The 18,078-nt window shown below is 59.4% G+C and carries 17 protein-coding genes and 3 pseudogenes; 10 read left to right on the top strand and 10 right to left on the bottom strand.

The window, feature by feature from the left end; translation table 11 throughout:
• The first annotated feature begins 194 nt into the window (after window positions 1-194).
• Window positions 195-1,400: a M20 family metallopeptidase gene (locus tag WDX12_RS15850; RefSeq protein WP_434725486.1), complete on the top strand. Its 1,206-nt coding sequence runs from the start codon at window positions 195-197 to the stop codon at window positions 1,398-1,400.
• A gap of 71 nt (window positions 1,401-1,471) precedes the next feature.
• Window positions 1,472-2,452 carry a GlxA family transcriptional regulator gene (locus WDX12_RS15845; protein ID WP_434725485.1) on the top strand — a complete coding sequence of 327 codons (981 nt, stop codon included), beginning with the start codon at window positions 1,472-1,474 and terminating at the stop codon, window positions 2,450-2,452.
• Window positions 2,453-2,743: 291 nt separating this feature from the next.
• Here the strand turns inward: WDX12_RS15845 and WDX12_RS15840 are convergent, their stop codons facing one another.
• Entirely contained in the window at window positions 2,744-3,178 is a 435-nt protein-coding gene (locus tag WDX12_RS15840) for a DUF1403 family protein (RefSeq protein ID WP_434725484.1), read from the bottom strand.
• Between the two features lie 682 nt (window positions 3,179-3,860).
• Between WDX12_RS15840 and WDX12_RS15835 the strand changes: the two genes are divergently transcribed.
• The 4 genes from WDX12_RS15835 to WDX12_RS15820 are packed head-to-tail and all read left to right on the top strand — an operon-like array spanning window position 3,861 to window position 6,812.
• The gene (locus WDX12_RS15835; RefSeq protein ID WP_027033387.1) at window positions 3,861-4,154 is read left to right on the top strand and encodes a DUF2604 domain-containing protein; all 294 of its coding nucleotides are present in this window, start codon (window positions 3,861-3,863) and stop codon (window positions 4,152-4,154) included.
• Window positions 4,147-4,764, top strand: a complete 618-nt coding sequence (locus tag WDX12_RS15830; RefSeq protein ID WP_434725483.1) for a putative metal-binding protein — start codon at window positions 4,147-4,149, stop codon at window positions 4,762-4,764. Before WDX12_RS15835 ends, WDX12_RS15830 begins: the two co-directional genes overlap by 8 nt.
• A gap of 8 nt (window positions 4,765-4,772) precedes the next feature.
• Window positions 4,773-5,249: a Mov34/MPN/PAD-1 family protein gene (locus tag WDX12_RS15825; protein ID WP_434725482.1), complete on the top strand. Its 477-nt coding sequence runs from the start codon at window positions 4,773-4,775 to the stop codon at window positions 5,247-5,249.
• A gap of 3 nt (window positions 5,250-5,252) precedes the next feature.
• Complete coding sequence (locus WDX12_RS15820; protein WP_434725481.1) at window positions 5,253-6,812, top strand: E2 ligase fold family C protein; 1,560 nt, start codon at window positions 5,253-5,255, stop codon at window positions 6,810-6,812.
• 49 nt (window positions 6,813-6,861) lie between these two features.
• On the opposite strand, the gene rlxS is transcribed toward WDX12_RS15820, so the two are convergent.
• From rlxS to WDX12_RS15795, 5 genes are all read right to left on the bottom strand, one after another.
• Window positions 6,862-8,832 carry a relaxase/mobilization nuclease RlxS gene (gene rlxS / locus WDX12_RS15815; RefSeq protein WP_434725480.1) on the bottom strand — a complete coding sequence of 657 codons (1,971 nt, stop codon included), beginning with the start codon at window positions 8,830-8,832 and terminating at the stop codon, window positions 6,862-6,864.
• Window positions 8,833-9,022: 190 nt separating this feature from the next.
• Window positions 9,023-9,706, bottom strand: a complete 684-nt coding sequence (locus WDX12_RS15810) for a lytic transglycosylase domain-containing protein (RefSeq protein WP_027033383.1) — start codon at window positions 9,704-9,706, stop codon at window positions 9,023-9,025.
• Window positions 9,694-10,242, bottom strand: a complete 549-nt coding sequence (locus tag WDX12_RS15805; RefSeq protein ID WP_006328934.1) for a S26 family signal peptidase — start codon at window positions 10,240-10,242, stop codon at window positions 9,694-9,696. Before WDX12_RS15805 ends, WDX12_RS15810 begins: the two co-directional genes overlap by 13 nt.
• Entirely contained in the window at window positions 10,239-10,508 is a 270-nt protein-coding gene (locus WDX12_RS15800) for a helix-turn-helix transcriptional regulator (protein WP_006328932.1), read from the bottom strand. Before WDX12_RS15800 ends, WDX12_RS15805 begins: the two co-directional genes overlap by 4 nt.
• Before the next feature lie 162 nt (window positions 10,509-10,670).
• Window positions 10,671-10,994, bottom strand: a complete 324-nt coding sequence (locus tag WDX12_RS15795) for a DUF736 domain-containing protein (protein ID WP_006328923.1) — start codon at window positions 10,992-10,994, stop codon at window positions 10,671-10,673.
• A 560-nt stretch (window positions 10,995-11,554) separates the two neighbouring features.
• On the opposite strand from WDX12_RS15795, the gene WDX12_RS15790 reads away from it, so the two are divergent.
• The 3 genes and pseudogenes from WDX12_RS15790 (at window position 11,555) to WDX12_RS15780 (ending at window position 14,291) form a co-directional block, all read left to right on the top strand.
• Window positions 11,555-11,788, top strand: coding sequence for a hypothetical protein (locus tag WDX12_RS15790; RefSeq protein ID WP_109671994.1), 234 nt, complete (start codon window positions 11,555-11,557; stop codon window positions 11,786-11,788).
• Between the two features lie 644 nt (window positions 11,789-12,432).
• A pseudogene (locus WDX12_RS15785) lies at window positions 12,433-13,008 on the top strand (hypothetical protein).
• Between the two features lie 56 nt (window positions 13,009-13,064).
• Entirely contained in the window at window positions 13,065-14,291 is a 1,227-nt protein-coding gene (locus WDX12_RS15780) for an MFS transporter (RefSeq protein ID WP_027056366.1), read from the top strand.
• Window positions 14,292-14,912: 621 nt separating this feature from the next.
• Here WDX12_RS15780 and WDX12_RS15775 read toward each other — a convergent pair.
• Together WDX12_RS15775 and WDX12_RS15770 are read right to left on the bottom strand one after the other, a co-directional pair.
• Window positions 14,913-15,028, bottom strand: a pseudogene (locus WDX12_RS15775) (nitrogen fixation protein NifQ); the annotation flags it as partial.
• A 110-nt stretch (window positions 15,029-15,138) separates the two neighbouring features.
• The gene (locus tag WDX12_RS15770) at window positions 15,139-16,044 is read right to left on the bottom strand and encodes a LysR family transcriptional regulator (protein WP_027056367.1); all 906 of its coding nucleotides are present in this window, start codon (window positions 16,042-16,044) and stop codon (window positions 15,139-15,141) included.
• Here WDX12_RS15770 and WDX12_RS15765 point away from each other — a divergent pair.
• Complete coding sequence (locus WDX12_RS15765; protein WP_085987813.1) at window positions 15,956-16,243, top strand: hypothetical protein; 288 nt, start codon at window positions 15,956-15,958, stop codon at window positions 16,241-16,243. The genes WDX12_RS15770 and WDX12_RS15765 overlap by 89 nt on opposite strands.
• Window positions 16,244-16,278: 35 nt before the next feature.
• On the opposite strand, the gene nolL is transcribed toward WDX12_RS15765, so the two are convergent.
• Together nolL and WDX12_RS15755 are read right to left on the bottom strand one after the other, a co-directional pair.
• Window positions 16,279-17,400 (bottom strand): nodulation factor fucose acetyltransferase NolL, encoded by a 1,122-nt coding sequence (nolL, locus tag WDX12_RS15760; protein WP_109671997.1) that lies wholly within the window; start codon window positions 17,398-17,400, stop codon window positions 16,279-16,281.
• Window positions 17,401-17,475: 75 nt separating this feature from the next.
• Window positions 17,476-17,904: pseudogene (locus tag WDX12_RS15755) on the bottom strand (acyltransferase); the annotation flags it as partial.
• Between the last annotated feature and the right edge of the window lie 174 nt (window positions 17,905-18,078).

The following is an 18,078-nucleotide window of genomic DNA, read 5'->3' as shown; positions in this document are numbered from 1 at the left end:
AACGTGGCGGCTACCGCTCATTGAGTGCCTTAAGCGGGTTTCTCAGCTATTTTGAGCCCTTCGCAGCGTAGGATAATTCTGGATATGGGGTGCCTACAGAAAATTCGCGATGTCAGCCGTCGCAAGATGATCGATTTGTGCGGCGTACGGCGGTTAGACTAAGTTTTGTGCTAAGAACATGAACGGTTCCGACCATGTGTGATAACACCTACCTTACTAGCGCGGAATGTGAGGCGGTTCTCGAACTGCGTCATGCCATGCATCGGGAACCAGAGCTTTCCAATCAGGAGCGAAAAACTCAGGGCCGAATCTTGGCGATGCTCGAGCGCTTCGGGGTGGAGGGCGCCCGGCATTTCCATAACACCGGACTTTATGTCGATATTCTCGGTAAGGCTGTAGGGGCTGGGCCTTCAATTGCCGTTCGCGGCGACATCGACGCTCTGCCGATACATGAAGCGCGGGCTGATCTCCCCTATCAATCCCAAGTCCCGGGCGTGATGCACGCCTGCGGTCACGATATCCACGGCTCGATCGCATTGGGTACGGCCTTGGCTTTTCACCGTATGCGCGACAACTTTGCTGGGAAGATACGTGTGTTTTTTCACCCCGCAGAAGAGGCTGAACCGGTTGGCGGCCGCTCCATCGTCGAAGGTGCGCTCCTTGCTGGTTTTAATTATGCGGTTGGATTTCACGTTAGCCCTGATCTTCCTTCAGGCACCTATGGCGCCCGGGAAGGCGCGGTTACAAAGTCGGCGGACCAGTTTCGGTTGACCATAAACGGCACGATGAGCCACGGCGCGGCGCCGTATAGAGGTGTGGACTCGATAGCCATAGCGGCCGCGTTCATTAACGAGGTGCAGAAAGTGGTTTCACGCGAGATGCCGCCCGACGATGCTGCAGTAATCACCGTTGGCACCATCCATGGAGGTGAAGCAAGTAACATCATCTGCCCGCAAGTTGTGCTCGAGGGTACGATCCGGACTAAGAGCGCGGAACGAAGATCTCTTCTTGTGCAGCGTGTGAACGACATCGCATTGGGTGTGGCGACGGTGCATAGAGCTCGTGCCGATTGTGTGATCAGCACTGGAGAACCCCCAGTAATCAACGATTCTAAGCTTGTGCAGAGATTCAGGCAAATGGTTAACGACACAATCGGCAAGGACCGTTTCCGGGACGATAAAACAGCTGAAGGAAGCGATGACTTCGGGTTCTACTCTGCAAGCGTGCCCGCAATATACTTTTGGTTTGGTAGTCGGGAACCCGGTCACGAGTCGGGCTTGCATACGCCAACTTTTTCCGCTTCGGACGACTTGGTCATTCCTACCACTGAGTTGGCAATCAAATACTGCTGGAGCTTGTTGGAACAGACAAACGATCGCAGCCTCGCACTGACCTCGTGAGCTTACAATAGCAAACGCAGCTCTGTTTGAGACCGAGCACGTATTGTCAACATCTTGTTCCAGAGGTTTGAATGACATTTCATGCACCTCGCCTACGTGGCCAACTCAAAATCGGCTTTATCCTCGCCCAATCCTTTACGCTTTCTGCGTTTGCGATGTTCATTGATACTTTGCGCCTCGCAAGCGACGAGGCTGATCGATCTGGGAGAGTTCTGGCTGACTGGGAGGTCTTGGCCAGCAACCGCAATTTGATCACCTCAAGCTGCGGCGTACGTGTCGCGCCAACGTCCAATTTTTTGGAGCCAAGTGATCTTGATTATATCGTCGTGGTCGGAGGCTTGTTGGCTGCAGATATACCGATCGACGGCCAGACGGTCGCCTTTCTTCAGGCGGCAGCAGCTAAGAAAGTAACATTGATCGGAGTATGTACCGGGACTTTCATTCTGGCCGATGCCGGATTGATGAGGCAGCATCGTACCTGCGTAAGTTGGCTACATTACAAAGAATTTCGACAACGGTTTCCTGACCATTTGGTACGCTCGGACCGCATCTTCAACCTTGACCGTATGAGAGGGTCATGTGCCGGGGGCAGTAGTACCGCCGACATGGCCGCTGCGATAGTGAGAAGACACATAGGTATTCGAGCAGAGAAGAACGCTTTGGAGGTCCTTCAAATCGATAGGGCCCGATCACCGAGGCATATACAGCCGCGCAAACCGCTGTCGGTGGACTGCAGCGATACACGTATTCAGGCCGCCCTGATCGTCATGGAAGGCAATATTGAGACTACGCTCTCTATCTCCGAATTGTCGGCTGCGGTCGGGTTGTCTCGCAGACAACTGGAGCGCCTTTTCATGAAGACAATTAAGACCTCGCCCGCTTCAGCATACCGCCGCGTGCGCCTTGAACGGGCCCGCCATCTGTTAGCAGAGACCGGGACTTCGCTTTTGGATATTGCCATCGAGGTCGGGTTTGAAAATGCTTCGCATTTTACACGCGCTTTCCGTGAGACATTCGGAGTTACGCCAAGTCACCTTAGATCCTCCAGTTGAGGAGGACTTTTTTCGAAGTCGGGTCGGGGATTGAGCCAAGGGCAACTGATGCAAGAACCCCAGCAGCCTTTCGACCATCGAAATTTCAGTGTTCTCCTGGGTTTGCATTTAGCGGGCATGGAAGAGAATTCAAAAATGCGACGTCGCCGGCCGGAAGCCGCCGTGCACATTCGTCGGGGGACGCATAATGTTGAGAATAAGGTTTCAATCTTTAGGACTTTATCGCGATCTTGCCACGCGGCTCTCGATCACTCGCCACGCAGCGTGAGCACCGACCCGAAGGCGCACGCGCTATTGCGATCCCGGGCGTGAGAGAAAGTTGAAACTGAAATGGGCCCGGCATGCAGCGACACCGGCATCAGGTCGGATGCGCTTGCCGCCGGCTTCGGCGCGGAAGGGCGGGCCAAAGGCTTGCGCCATCAGCAGCGGCAGCGGCCTCGGCCAGCGCAGGTTTTGCGCCAGCACCAGGTCGGCCAGCCACCAGGCAAGAAGCTCGGCATCGGCCCGCATGGCAACGACGTGCGCGGCGATCGCCGCGGCGGCGAACGGCGCCGGCCGCCCCGAGCGCGGCAGGCCATCCATGTATTCACTAAGTGCGGCCAGCGCCTCGACGTCCCAACGGAGGCCAAGCTGGTCGAGTATCTTCTCGAGCCGGTCGGGCGTAGCGGCGGACGGTCGAGGCGAATCATGATTTGAAGGGTAAAGTGCCGGTGCGCTTTGCGCCATGATTTTCGCGCCAAAACGCACAGCCTGTCGGATCAGCACAACGAATGATAAAGCATTATCAGTCGCTTAACTCTACTCTTTCCACCCGCAACAAGTTAGCTGGATAACATCACTCTTCGGGCACACCCGGACGACGGTTCGGTGCAGCCACTCACGTCAATCCGGACAGTCCCGTCTTCTCGTCGCGACTATCCCGGTACCGGAGTTGGTCACGGCGACCTGCTACCGAGCCACCTTTCGAATAGGCCGAGCTCGGATCACCAACTCTAAAGCTCCGCGTGATTGCCTATTCGATAAACCCTCCGTCAAGATTGCAGCGGCTAGAAGCCGCCGCAGCCAAACCGTCACAGCGCCCGCCCAATCGAACCTGAAGTCATACCGGCCGGCGGACTTGCACGGGGGCTGTCAGTGGAGCAGGCGCGTGAAAGAGCACATGAAATAGGTGTATCGCCAATATTTTCGTATTGCTCTAATCGATTATAGTTGTGAAGCGCAATTTCAGCCCGTTTACTTGCCGCTCAAGTCACGCATAAAAGAAGGTAGCACCGATTCGGTAGCTTATCCCCTGTCTTTTGCGTACTCGCGGCCCGTGGCGCCGAGTGGACGATTGAAGATCGCCGGTCTCACTAGCAGGTGGGCCCAAGCGCCTGGGGCCGGTTGGCAAGCCACAGGAGTAGGACAAATGTCGAAGGATTCGGGTAAGGGCGATCACGGCGGCGGGCCAGGCAAGATCGAGATCACGGTGGTGGTGAACGGCCAGCCCACGCAGGTCGAAGCCAATCCCAACCAGCCGCTTCACGTCGTTCGTGCCAAAGCCCTTGAGAACACGCAGAACGTCGCCCAGCCGGCCGAGAATTGGGAATTCAAGGATGAGGCCGGCAACCTGCTCGACGTGGACAAAAAAGTTGGCGATTTCGGTTTCGCGAACATTGTGACCCTGTTCCTCAGCCTGAAGGCGGGTGTAGCAGGTGCCTGAAATCCAGACTGTGGACCCTGCGGTCTCGCGAGCGAAATTCGATCGGCAGATCGGCTGGTTCCAAGCACAAGCGGGCGCTTACCGGGCTCAGGGTTGTTTCCTGATCGAGGCGAGATTCCCTACTGCCTTCTTCATCTTCGCACCGCCCAAGATAAGGCCACAGATAATCGGTGCAGCTGTCGAGATCGGCTTCTCCAATTACGACCTCCGACCTCCGTCGGTAGTCTTCGTCGACCCCTTTACCCGCCGGCCGGTTGCCCGCAAGGATTTACTGCTAAGTATGCTCAGACGACCGCATCTACCCGGAACCCCACCGGATATGATTTCGGTCCTCATGCAGCAGAAAGCTCTGTCGCTATCGGACTTCCTCCAGGCCAACAGTGCGGAACATACGCCATTCCTGTGCATGGCAGGCGTCCGGGAATACCACGACAATCCAGCCCATTCAGGTGACTCATGGCTTCTCCACCGGGGTTCTGGCGAAGGCTGTTTGGCCTTTATCCTGGACAAGATCATCAAGTACGGGACCGGCCCCGTGGAGCAGATACAGTATCAGTTCCAAATCTCAGTGGGAGCGATGGTAGTACCCCCATCCGCCATCCCGGAATGAGCGTTTTGATGGATGTAACGGCCGTGACGCTCCCGCGCCACTGTATCTCGACTGTGCATGCGCATCTGCGCTCGGTTGGTCGCGAAGACAATGAGGGGATGGCGCTCTGGGTCGGCGTTCAGCAAGACCAGCATTTTGCCGTAACAGAGACCGTTATCCCGGCGCAGCGCCACATTCGGACGGGGGATGGTGTTTGCGTGATGGTTCCGGCCGAGGAACTGCACCGGCTTAATGTCTGGCTCTACAATAGCGGCCTGAAACTCTTGGCCCAGATCCATAGCCATCCGGGCCGAGCCTACCATTCGACGACCGACGATGCTTATGCGGTTGCTACCACGGTTGGGTGTCTGTCGCTGGTAGTGCCGAATTTCGCCCGCGAGCCTTTCGATTTTGCTCGAGTCGCCGCCTATCGGCTCGACGGAAAAGCCAACTGGAATGCGCTCCCTTCCGCGGCACTGTCGCGAATGATCACAATAACGAGTTGAACAATGGCACTCGCTAACTTCATCGACCGCGCCGCCACGGCGGCATCTCAGGTCCTAGCCGATTTTCATCTGGAGGACTTTAAAGCAGCTCTTGAAAAGCAGGTCGTGGCCGTCGCCTTTGACGATCAAGCCGCTTCCTGCGCCGAAGGCCAGGCGACACTAGATCTTGCGGTGAGGTTGCTCGCCAGGCTCTATCCAGTTCTGGCGATACTCCCGCTGGGCAGCGCGGCAAGCTCTCAAGCCCAAGCGCTGGAGCGCTTGGCAAAGTCGATAAATCCAAAAGTTGGCATCCGGCGTTCCGGCAAGTCTGCCACCATCTGCGTAGCTGCTGGGGTGACGCGCCCACCACTCCGGTGCCCGACCTTTTTCATGGGATCGGAAGGTTGGGCCGCAAAGCTGTCGCGTACGGACCCGGTGGGCTCCGGCTCGAGTTTGCTGCCCTATGGAGCTGGCGCCGCCAGTTGCTTCGGCGCCGCCAACGTCTTTCGAACCATCTTCGCCGCTCAGCTGACCGGCGCCGAGTTAGACGAAACCATCGACCTCTCGTTATACAGCTACGACAAGACCAAAGCCGGCGAGGCAGGCCCGATCGACATGCCTGTCGACCTTGGCGAAACGGACCTCGTTGGGCTCGGTGCGATAGGCCATGGCTCGCTTTGGGCGCTAGCGAGACAACCCGGTCTCACGGGTCGTCTGCATGTAATCGATCACGAAGCAATCGAACTCTCAAACCTGCAGCGCTACGCCTTGGCCGGCCAGGCGGAGATTGGCATGTCCAAGGCGGTTCTTGCAGCCACCGCCCTTAGATCGACGGCCCTTGGGGTCGAGGCGCACCCGCTGACGTGGGCAGAATATGTTGCGCGCCAGGGCGACTGGGTCTTCGACCGAGTGGGTGTGGCGCTTGACACCGCCGCCGACCGTCTGGCGGTCCAAGGTGCTCTGCCCCGATGGATCGCGAATGCCTGGACGCAGGAGCACGACCTCGGCATCTCGCGGCACGGGTTCGATGACGGCCAAGCTTGCCTTTGTTGCATGTACCTGCCGTCCGGGAAATCCAAGGACGAGCACCAGCTGATTGCCGAGGAACTCGGAATACCGGAAGCACACGAGCAGGTGAAAACGCTCCTGCAGACCAATGCCGGAGTTCCCAACGACTTTGTAGTTCGGGTGGCTACAGCGATGGCTGTGCCGTTTGAACCGCTAGCCCCGTTTGTTGGCCAGCCCCTGCGTTCCTTTTATCAGCAGGCTATCTGCGGCGGTCTGGTGTTCCAGCTCAGTGATGGAAGTCGCCGCGTTCGAACCGTGGTTCCGATGGCCTTCCAGTCAGCGCTTGCCGGGATTATGCTTGCCGCCGAGCTCGTCAAACATAGCGTGGGTTTTCCCGTGGGCCCGACGACGAGCACTCGGGTGAATCTTCTGCGCCCACTTGGCTCCCACTTGCACGATCCGAAGGCCAAGGATTCCAGCGGCCGCTGCATCTGTAGCGATGACGATTTCATTGCCGCTTACAGGCGCAAATACGGCAAGAGCATCGTACAGCTAAGCGATGTCTCCGCCGCCTAAGCAGACGCGCGAATGTCTCCGTTGCCGCCGGGCGGCGATGTGCGCGCCACTACGAAACGCTATGTCCGCTCCTCTGCCGTCCGAGGGTCCATGAGATAGCCTCCCCACGCGCCGCACCGGAAACCTCCTTTCCGATGTACCGATCAAGCACCGGCCTCCATGGCACGAGCGTGAACTCGCGCGACTTCTCGATCACGGCATATTTGCCGCTGGCAAGCTCGACCGATCGGCGCAGCGTGCCTTCTATTCGTTCTCCAGGCTGCGCTTCGGCATACGAGAGACCGAGCTGATCCGACAGCTGGACGGCGACACGGTTCAGCTCGCGCTGGCGCAGGATCGAAATCATGTTGGCACGATAGACGACCCGGTCCTGTTCTTCGTGCGCGAGGCCTTGCGCGATCAGCCACTGCCGCCGACGGGCATGCGCCTCCCGCACCTCATGCCCGAAGCCTGAGTTGCGCAACGGCTCCGGTCTCTCGGCAACCAGGTTCCGGTCGAGCCAGGTGGCGCCTTCGAAGCTGACTTGGCGTTCCAGCGGCATTGATGAGAGCTTCTCGACTATCACAGGCTCGACCCTGGCCCGCAGGCGCTCGTATTCCGCGACACGATCGAGATGATCCGGCGCGATGATCCAGGTGCCATTCGGCTCGCGCTCCACGCCGCCGGTGGAGCGCCGGATCGCCTCCAGCCGGCGGATATGCGTCTCGGCAAAGCTTTCGGTGGCGAACGCATCATGCTTGAGGTGCATATCGACGCTGTAACGGCCGCCGTGTGCGGTTCCGATGTCGGCGATTGTACGGTCGACTTGCCTGGGCTTGGTATCCCTCGACGTGACACGCACGATGCAGCCGTCGGGCGTCGGTTCTGTCAACTCGCCTTTGCCGATGTCTATCCAATGGCTTTTGCCGTCAACGCCGTCGACGATGAGGTAATGCCGATCGTTGATTTCGTCGGCGAGCCCGCGCGCGACGAGGCGGCCGACGACCGGTGGGGAGGGCTCTTCACGTCGATCGTGGACAAGGTAATCGGCGGCACTGCGAGCGAGCCCCTTGCCAGTCAGCTCGCGGTGCATGGTCTTGATGATGTCGCCGCGTTCGCCGGTGCGGCGCAGCGTGGCTTCCAGCTCATCATCCAGGCGCCAGCGGACCGGGTCGACCTCCTCGGCTAAGCCCATCCGCTCGAGCTTGCGCAGACGGCCTTGATGCAGCGTCTGGCGAAAGGCGTCGCGGCCGTCCGTAGAAACAAGTCGGTCCTCATCGCGCATGCGCAGCAGCTGCCGGTCGATGCTGGTGAAGCGTTCCTGCTCCATTTCCTGGCGCAAGCGCTGTTCAATCTCGCGGTCGGTGCGGGGACCGAGGTCGAGGCTCACCAGTTCGGCCGCCCGCTCGCGGATGCCGTTCGAAATATACTCCCGCGCGATGACGAGGTTTTCGCCGCGATCATCCTTGCCGCGGACAATGATATGGGTGTGCGGATGGCCGGTGTTGAAATGGTCGACGGCAACCCAGTCGAGCTTCGTACCGAGGTCCTCTTGCATCTGCGCCATGAGACGGCGTGCGAGCGGCTTGAGGTCGTCATAGTCGATGCCATCCTCAGGAGCGACGATGAAGCGGAATTGATGCCGGTCGCTATCCGCGCGATCGACGAAGGCCTTACTGTCGATGCGATCACTGCCGGGGCCATAGAGTTTGCCGGGTTCGCCTTCCCTGGTGACGCCATCGCGCTGGATGTAGCGCAGATGCGCACGCGCTCCGTCCGCACCCTTGCCGGCCAGCTTCACAATCCGCGCCTTGACCATCACCCGCCGCTGCCGGAAGGCGGCATACCGGTCGCGTGACTTGAGCAGCGCGGCCGCCGCCCCGCCGCGGCCTGTCCGGCTCCCCGTGAAACGACCGCCGCGCTGGAGGCGGCCGCCGGCTCGGTTGATCGCTGCCTTGACCTGGCCGGCATAGCGCTTGCCTGCTTTCGAGCCGCGCGAGCCGATCTTGCCGAGCTTCGGCCTGAACTCATCGTCCTGCATACCAGCCTCCGGGCAAATTCAAGCGAAACCTGAGTCTCGCTGGCCCACCCTCCTGGCGCCGCCGGCAGCCTCCGGCAAAAACGATGTGCAGACAAAGGCTTCGCCGCCTCATGGAGGCGGTGCCTTTATCTTGCCTTACGCGCCCCTCGCCTTAAGCGTCCCTGGCCCCTCCCGGATGCCCTCAACATCGCTAGCCATTGTGCTTCTTTGGCCGCGCGAGATCCCTGCCGAGCGGCACGAAAAGGCCGCCATTCGTTTCACCGGCGCGAACACCGTCGCGAAGGAAGAACAAAGAGCGTCCGGAGGGAGCGTTCCGCCCCTTTGAAGTTGTGGATTGGCCTTTGAATTCGTTCATGTCGGCCGCCGAAATCCCCGTCGCCTCAAGCTGTTTCAGATAGGCAACGGTCTCTTTCGGCAGCGGCCTTCGAAGCTTCAAATGGCCTTCATAGCGCTCGGGTCCAGCGTTGTAGGCGGCAAACAGGCCGGGGAATCCGAAACGCTTATACATGGCACTGAGATAGGCGGTTCCGGCCAAGATGTTGTCGCGCGGATCGTGCGGGTCGGCTCCCAGACCGTGCTCGACGCGCATCTCCTGATAGGTGCCGGGCATCACCTGCATAAGACCCATGGCGCCGGCGCGGGAGGTGATGGGACGGCCATCGAGGACGGTCTTGCCGCGGCTTTCGGCATCGATGACGGCGCAAATCCAGGCCTGGGGAATGTGGAAGCGTGCGCTTGCTTCCGATACGAAGTGCTGCCATCGTTGCAGCTGCGGACTTTGGGAGATGACGGCTGGCTCAGCGCCGGTCGAGGCGGAACAGGCGCATGGCGCGACGGCGATCATGCCGAGCATCAGGAGGGTCACTCGGTCCATAACGGCACCAGCCTCCCGATGATGTTTTCGGCCGGCACCGGCCCGAAATAGCGACTGTCGAAGGAGTGATTTTTTTCGTTGCCGAGCAGGAAAACCTCGTCATGGGCGAGCGCTCGGCAGCCGTTCCACCAGGGCAGCGGACGGCCTTGCGTGTCGATTTTGAGCCGACGGGCGACGATCTCGCCGCCGATGATGATGGCATTACTAAAGGCGCAGACATGCTCGTCCGGCAGCGCGGCGAGACGCTTCACCAGCGGTATATTGCGAGGCAGATAACCGCGTTGGTCGGCGAGATAGGCAACGAAGCCAGGCGGGCGGGCGAGCACCAGATCGCCGCGCGCAGGCGTGCCAGACCCAACGCGATAGAGACCGACCGGCGCGCTAGCCGAGGCGTTCCAGACCAGCAAGGGAGACGGCTTTGGGAGCGCCGTGAAGCCTGTCAGGCTCAGGCCAATCGCGGCGATGGCGATTGCCTTGCGCGCCCGAACGCGCCGCAAACGGCTGCCGATCAGATGGATGGAAGGCCGCTGGCTCATGAGCGGGCTCCCTCGTCGGCTGAGCCGGACCCGCCCTTGTCATCGTCGGAGCCGGGTTCTGGCGGGCGGCCTTTCGACCAGTCGTCGAGTTCGTCGATGTGGTAGCGGACATAGCGGCCATGCTTGCGGTATTTCGGGCCGCCGCCGGTCAGCCGCATCTTTTCCAGGGTGCGCTGGGACAGGCCGATATAGAAGGCAGCCTGCGCGGTGTTCAGAAACGGACTGCCCTTCTTGGCGCGGGCCGCGCGGTCGTTTTCGTCGTCCATGATGGTCCTCGTTTCGCTTCGGACAAGCGACCGCGAGGATCGGCGAACGAGGTCGTCGTGGGGACGGGCGGAGAGTCGGGTGGGAGTTTTCGCCGCCCCTTCGGGCGAGCGTCGGCGGGAACCCCCGCGCCAAGTTGCGGCGCGAGGGCTTGAGCCGGCCGGTCAGTCGGCCGGGTTCCAGATGACGGCGTAGGTGTCTTGATCGTCTTGGCCGGCGGCGCGGCCAAGATTGGCGTAGAGCTTACGCGGACCGAACTCCGGTGCGGCGATGGACAAGCTCACATAGTCGTTGCCGGAAGTCTCCCCGGTTCGGATCCAGCCGGCGCCGACCTCCACGCCCTGCGTCAGCACCCGGAAGTCGGGATGGTTGTCGGCGGACTTGCTCCGATTGGGCACGATATCGATGTCGGCGCGGACGCTGAGCGTCCTGAGCTGGCCTTTGTAGCTGCCGTTTTCCTGCTTGTTGACGTAACCGATCGCGGTCATTTTCCTGTCTCCTTTTGCTGTCGCCGGGGACCATTCCCCTGCGATGGCGGACCGTGATGGGCGCGTCCGGACCGCCCGAACCCGGCAGGGCCGCAGCGGCAGCGAAGGACCCGAGCGGGCAGCTTTTTTGAAGCGAAGCGGGCGCGAGGAAGCCGCGTCATGCGGCGGGGAAAAAAGCTGGTGGCGAGGGTTTCGGGCGGGCTGGAACCGCCCACAGGTCAATGAGCCAGCCGCAGGGGAATGGTCCTCAAGACGTGTGGGGACAGGTCGCGTGATCGGGTGAGCACAACAAACGATCGGAACGCGTGCGGCGGGTTCCGCACGCTCAACACCGTGCCGGATCGATAAATGTGCCCGTGCACCGGAAGCTCCAGCAGGCATCTCGGCGTGGTAATCGAGCACTGGCAAGGGCGAGCTTTGGCGGCCGGATATTGTTGCCGGAGGCGGGGTCCAAGGGACGGAACGTGCAGCCAACGCGCCCCGGAGAGGCGCCAACCCTCGGCTATCGACGAGCCGCCTCGGCATGGCGGACTCATTCGAGGGTAAACAGCGACCGGGTCTTGGTCGAAATCCGCATCAGCAGGTTCCCGTGGAGCGAAACCGATCGTCTAGGCGTGATCGAGGAACTCGACCACATTGATACCGATTGCCTTCGCGAGGTCCGCCTGGCTGAGACCAGACGCTTTCCTTTGATCGACGCGGACATGCCCGGGGTGATCGGCCAGCCGCCATCCGCCAAGGTTAGGTCGTTCCTAGCGGCGCGGCGGGCACAGCTGAGCCCGCGTCCGAAGTGACGAGGAAAGGGTATTGCTCCCCCGATTTCCGAAGAAGGCCACTGGTCGCAATTGCCCCTGTGGGCCGTGGCGATCTTTTGGTCGCGCTTGCGACATTCTTGTCAGCCTTCGGGACACAACAATGTTTTCGGATAGGCGCGCACGAGGGGGCAAATCAAGGAATCTCAATCATGCAAACGCCGTGACGCCCAGCCGGACTCGATCCTCACGGCGTGGAGACCGGCGCGCCGTGCTGAAGAGCTCGAAGGTGTCAAAGGCCTTCCTCGACAGGGGGAGCAGCAACAGCGCGATCGTAGGCGCGACGGCCGCGTCTTCGCAGATCGCAGCCTGCGCACGCAATTACACGCTAGAGACAAAGCCTTACGCGGTCGATGCCGGCGTGCGGCAATGCATCGGCTCGGCCCGTCCGGAACGGTTTTCGTCTTCCCTAGCCGGTGCGGAAGTTCTGACTACTCCGACAGTATAGCACCTTTGCGGTCCGGGTGACCAAGCGATTGTGCGGCGCGCGCCGTCTCGGTCAAGGCACGGCGCCCTGCTCAAGCCGACAGGGCTTCGGCAAAAGATAGTCCGATTCGGTGCCCCCAAATGAAATGGCATAGCGCTTGCTGTTATCCGTTAGAGCCCATCAAAGCACGTCGAAAGCGATGAACAGAACCCTGGCAAAAACGCGAAGTTCCATACCAGCGCCCAAGGAGACCGTGCACGTTTGCGCCGAACGTCCCCTCCAGACGTCCCTGCTCCGGTATCTGATTTGCGATGGCTGGTTCGAGACTGACGGAGCCGTGGCGCTCGCCCAATTGTCGCTTACCCGCCTCCGGCAGGAGGATGCCTTTTTGGAACACGGCGTCGACCAAGTGCGGCCTCTCGGTCTCAGGACTGTCGCCGACGCGATCAACGTGCATCAGGCGACGGTAATCCGGGTGACGTCGAACACATACATGCAGACCCCGCGCGAAGTGTTCGAACTGAAGTATTTTTTCACCGTCGCGAGCGCGTCCTCCCAAGGTGGCGACGCGCGGTCCCCCCGAAGCTGTCCGCCATCGGATCATGGCGACAATCGCCGACGAATCGCAAGATGACGTGCTTTCCGACGACGACATCGTCGTCCGGCCCAAGGAAAGGGCGATCGATTTGCACGCCGCACCGTCACAAAAAATCGCGAAGCGATGAACATCCCCTCGTCCGTGCAATGCCGCAGGGAATGGCGCTTCTGGCGTTAATGCGGGTCAACGCAGCCACCCGAGTTTACAGCACATCCAAACTGGAGACCCTGTTGATGACCGAATCCGCTACGGGCTTCATGGACGGAGTTCTGCATGACCCAGAACAGCCAGATCAACGGTCTGGTCCCGCATGGGGTGCAGTCATTTCGCTTGCCTTAGGCACCTTCGGGCTTGTGACGGCAGAGTTTCTGCCTGCCTCCGTGCTGACGCCGCTCGCACATGATCTCTCTATCACCGAGGGTGCAGTTGGACAGGCGCTGACAACGACCGCCATCGTGGGGGCGATCTCGGCGCCGACGATGGCCGTCATCACAAGGCCCCTGGACCGCAGGATTGTCATATGGGCGATGACGCTGCTGCTGATCCTGTCGAACGTTCTATCGGCCGTCGCGGGGTCGCTGCCGGTTCTCCTGGCCGCCCGCGTCGTGCTCGGCATAGCGCTCGGAGGGTTCTGGTCGATTTCGGCAGCGCTGGCGATGCGGCTCGTTCCAAGTCACCTCCTGCGGCGCGCCATGTCGATCATCCTCACCGGCGTTACCGGCGCTACCGTTTGCGCGGCTCCAATCGGCGCCTATGTCGGCGACATCTGGGGATGGCGAACCGCCTTCATGATCGCTGCAGTCGTCGGCGCCGTTACGCTGGTAGTGCAACTCATAACCATTCCGAGGCTGCCTCCGATTGGAGTGACGAGCTTCCGCAGTCTGCTGGATGTGGCCAAGAATCCGATGATCAAAGTCGCGATCTTGGTCGTCCTGTTGGTCGCTTCCGGGCATTTCGCCAGCTTCACCTATATCCGCGCCTTCCTTGAGAAGTTTCCCGCGCTTGATATCGAGACGATCTCGCTCGTGTTGCTCGCCTTTGGCATCGGCGGCTTCTTCGGCAATTTGGCCGGCGCATTCCTGGCCGAGCACAGCCTCAAGGCAGCCGCGGCGCTGCCGCCCCTGCTCATAGCGATGGCCACTGTCTCGCTGCTGACGCTGGGAGCATCGGCTTGGGCCACGGCGATTGCGGTTACCGTATGGGGCTTTGCCTTCGGCGCGGTGCCGGTGGGACTGCAGACATGGATGGTGCTGCACGCCGCTCCCGAACAGGCCGAAAGCGCCGGTGGGCTGATGGCCGCAACGTTCCAGGTGGCCATCGCAGCGGGCGCGATTTTCGGCGGACTGCTGATGGACAATGCCGGCGTCGCCAGTGCCCTTGCGTACAGCGCCGTTGCCTCGTTCCTCGCCGCCCTGACAGTGTTCTTGCTCGGCCCGAAGCGCGAACCTCAGACCACCTGACAGAGAGGCCATCAGTGCAGCGCGGGAAAGATGCAATCATCAGCCGCGCTGTGCGATCCTACGCACGATTTTTGGCGGTTGCAGGCCTCGTCTCCGGGTGATCGGACGCTGTTGTCCGGTCGATTTCGACCGGCGGGGGCGTTTCGAATGATGGTGCCGACGAGAGAAACTAAGAGAGTGCCGAACCGGACCGCCTCGCCGTCGACCGCTCTGGCACGGCGACAATGTCGCTGCAGTGTAGGTATAACCACCTGAATTTTGAAAGATCCTCCAACAGGCGAGAACACGCTACGTGGCCACACGGCCGCTGCTAACCGTCAGAGCGTGCGGTCTATGCAGCTTTGTCTTGCGGCGAGCATCGGGCGGATCGCGCGCCTGATCTCTTACATGAAGCTCGGGGCCGAATATGCCCCGCGGCTTCTGATTCGGCCCGAAATAGTAGGATCGTTCGGCGATATCGTAGTTGTATTCACCAACTGTGATCCAGCCGCGATTGAACGTCGACAGACCCGCGCGGCGGCTTTCCAGCGGCGGAATCTCAAGCGCCGCCTGCCCTTGGTAAGGCGGCTTACCGGAATTCGGCAGGACGACGAGATGAGTTATCTCACGCTCAGGATCCCCGCAATTCGGTGCGGCGCATGGCGAAAACCTTCAGCCTCGCACAGCTTGCGGTAAAAGTACTTCTTCCACTTCACGTTTTTGGTGTTGCCGGCTGCCAGCGTGGGGAAACACGTGGCACGCGTCATGCAAAATCATCGAATTTGCGTCAGACCCAATTTTACACGCCGGTTCGCACCCGTATGAGGCGCTGAGTAAATCGAGACTAAGACCAGGAGTGCCCGCGACTTCACATGCGGGATGCCTCCTGCAACATTATCTGCCGCATCCAGATGCTTGCCGGATCACTGTTGTGAAGGGTGGGCCATTGGACGGCCTCGGTGAACGTGGGTAGTGGCCGCGGAAGTTCGATGATCCGCAGGGGAAAGGTTTTTTTGAAATGCTGAACCAGCCGGAAGGGCATGGTCGCTATACGAGCTGTGCCTGAGACCATCGGCGGAATCATGCTAAAGGCCTGCACGACGATCTCGACACGTCTCTTGAGACCATGCTCAAGCAAAAACTGTTCCTCGATGGAGGGCATCTGGGCACCGCCGACCCTGAACGCAATGTGCTTCATCGATACGTATCTCTCGAATGTAAGCTGCCGTGGCAACTCCTTGTTCGTGGGGCAGCCCACGCACACGAATGTCTCGTCGAACAGCGCCGCTCTTGGATGGGCGCTTGACATGAAAAATTCCGGAAGAATCAGAAAATCGACGTCACCGCGCCGGAGAAGCTCATCGGGGTCGTGGTCGAGCGGCCGCAATTCGAAGCTGACGGCGGGTGCTTCGCGTGCAACCCGCTCCACGACCTTTTCAAAAAACACGAGTGTGGCGAAATCGGAAAGAATGATCCTGAAGCGGCGATCGGATTGAGCCGGATTAAACGGATCCCAAGAAATAATCGAGCATTGGATGTGCAAGAGTGCGCCACGAACTGCGGGAGCGAGTGTTTCCGCACGCGGGGTTAGAACACGTTCGCGGCCGCTCATCGTAAACAGTTCATCGTTGAAATAGTTGCGCAGCCGGGCGACGGCCGCGCTCATGGCCGGCTGACTAAGGTTGATGCTGCTTGCCGCCGCCGTGAGGTTGCGCGCGGTCAGCAGTGCGTCGAGCACGACGAGAAGGTTCAGATCAAGGCCTTTGAAACGCATGCCTCATCTGTCCGTAACGTGGTTGTTTGTCATCGTGACCATTATGGGCGCTCGTTTACGGTCCCACTCAGAGGTGTTGTGTCCCGACCTGCCGCCCGCGCGCGTGGAGGACGTGCTCGTCGTAGTTATGGGGATAGCGCGGCCGATGAGCGAATGGCCGACCGGTACAACAGTCGATCGGATAGGTCCGGAGCTATGAAACATGTCGATTACAGATGCGAATTTTTCACGTGGCTAATTGATTACAGATTGAGATTTGAGCGGACTTGGGTGCGGCGGCGCTCCGACAACGATCCGCGACACATATCCGAGGTTGCGCGCAATACTGCGAATTGCCATCGCTATGACGACAATCGCCACTCCAAGCACAGTTGCGAAGGCGATTCTGGTCGTGAGATTCCAGACTTCTCCAAACTGTATCAAATCCATGAGGCGAAACACGGCACCCTGGACCAGGTAAAGCAGCAGCGTGCTCTGACCAAGCTGCACCGCGACAAAGCGAGCTACTCTAGTCGAATAGACAAGTCTCCAGCATTGGAACATAGACTGCATTGCTACCGCAGAAGCCGCCAAAGAGCCAGAGAACATCAGAAAAACTCGTTTAGCTGACTGTTCATCATGAATTAAAACGAGATTGTTGTAGGCATAAGTCTCCTTGCCCCATCCGAGGAAGCATATGAAAGCCGCTATCGAAAATAAGACAACAAAAATCGATTTGTAACGCCAGATGACACCATTCTGCCATCCGATCGGCTGGGCAAACAGGAACCCTAAACAATAAAATGGGTAAGTGTATTTTAACAACGGGGTTATTGATAACGTGATGGGTGCGAATGCGACCGCAATTGCAGATGCGCTTATGATCCACATCGATAGACGGTTGAACGTTGTAAGAACTCTAATCAGAATGAACGAAATAAATGCGGCCCATATGAACCAGTAAGTTCCAATAACTTCCGTCAACAAATCTAACAGAGTATCAGTCAAACTCTTCGTAGGAAAAATAACTGCGGACTTTAACGTCCAAATCAACGTACACCAAAATAGCATTGGCAGTAGTAGCTGCATTGCCCGCTCACCGACACCCTGGGTGAACGATTTTCGCAAAATTGCCCCAGAAGAAAGGTATCCGCTTATCGCCATAAATAGAGGCATATGAAACATGTAGATCGACTTGAAATACGGCGACAGCCAGAAAGCGTCGGTGCCCTGGTAGATTAAATATTGTAACAAGTGCCCAATTATCACCAAAGTAATGAGTATGCCTTTGGCGAAATCAAAGCTTAGGTCTCGGTTGTTTGTCCCTGCTGGGCACGAGCCGCGTCCCTTCGCTCCGGCTCTTATGTGATCAAGCATCAGACTCCAGCCTATCTGTTGCAGTTGCTACTTGCCGTTTCTGGGCACGGCGAGCGCGGTGCAAAGGATCGAAAATCACGCGGATCGCGGCGTGGTATGGAGGGCCGATTGGCTGCAACCGAGCGGACAAAATCCCAGTGCCTGATCGCAAACCTCGAGCGCATTGGCGGTCGCATGTGTGGCGATGCGAACGCCCGGCACTATGGTCGTCTGGCCGTCTCTGCAGAACCTCTCGAGATGGTTTCGCAACGGGTGCCGAACCATGCCAAAAGCGAATGGAATGCCACGCTGCTGCAGCACCGGCCGCATGATGCGGATAGAATGACTCATTCCGAGTCTCTCAAGATCCGGATGCATCCTGTACGATCCGAGCTCGCCTACCAAGAAATCAACCTCGCCAACCGTGAAGAAATGGCGCAGCAGGTCCTAGTGAGCTGCTACGCCGTGCACATCAGAGCCGATTGCGCGAACCTTCGGCCCTGCACCGGCCCAGCTACAACCGCCTGAAAGCCCCTGTCGCCCATAGGCCTTTTGGAAGAAGGCGGAGAGTTCGACATGATCGGCTACTTACAAGTCATTTCCCGGCACACGCTGCAGAAGCAGTGGCGTGATCGGGCGCATGTCAAGTGCGGTCATCTATGCAGCGCCCTGGAAGTTTGGTAAAATCGATTGTTTAGA

This window comes from Mesorhizobium sp. RIZ17, assembly GCF_051127865.1.
GTDB classification, from domain to species: domain Bacteria; phylum Pseudomonadota; class Alphaproteobacteria; order Rhizobiales; family Rhizobiaceae; genus Mesorhizobium; species Mesorhizobium humile.
This window is presented reverse-complemented; position numbering and strand designations above follow the sequence as displayed.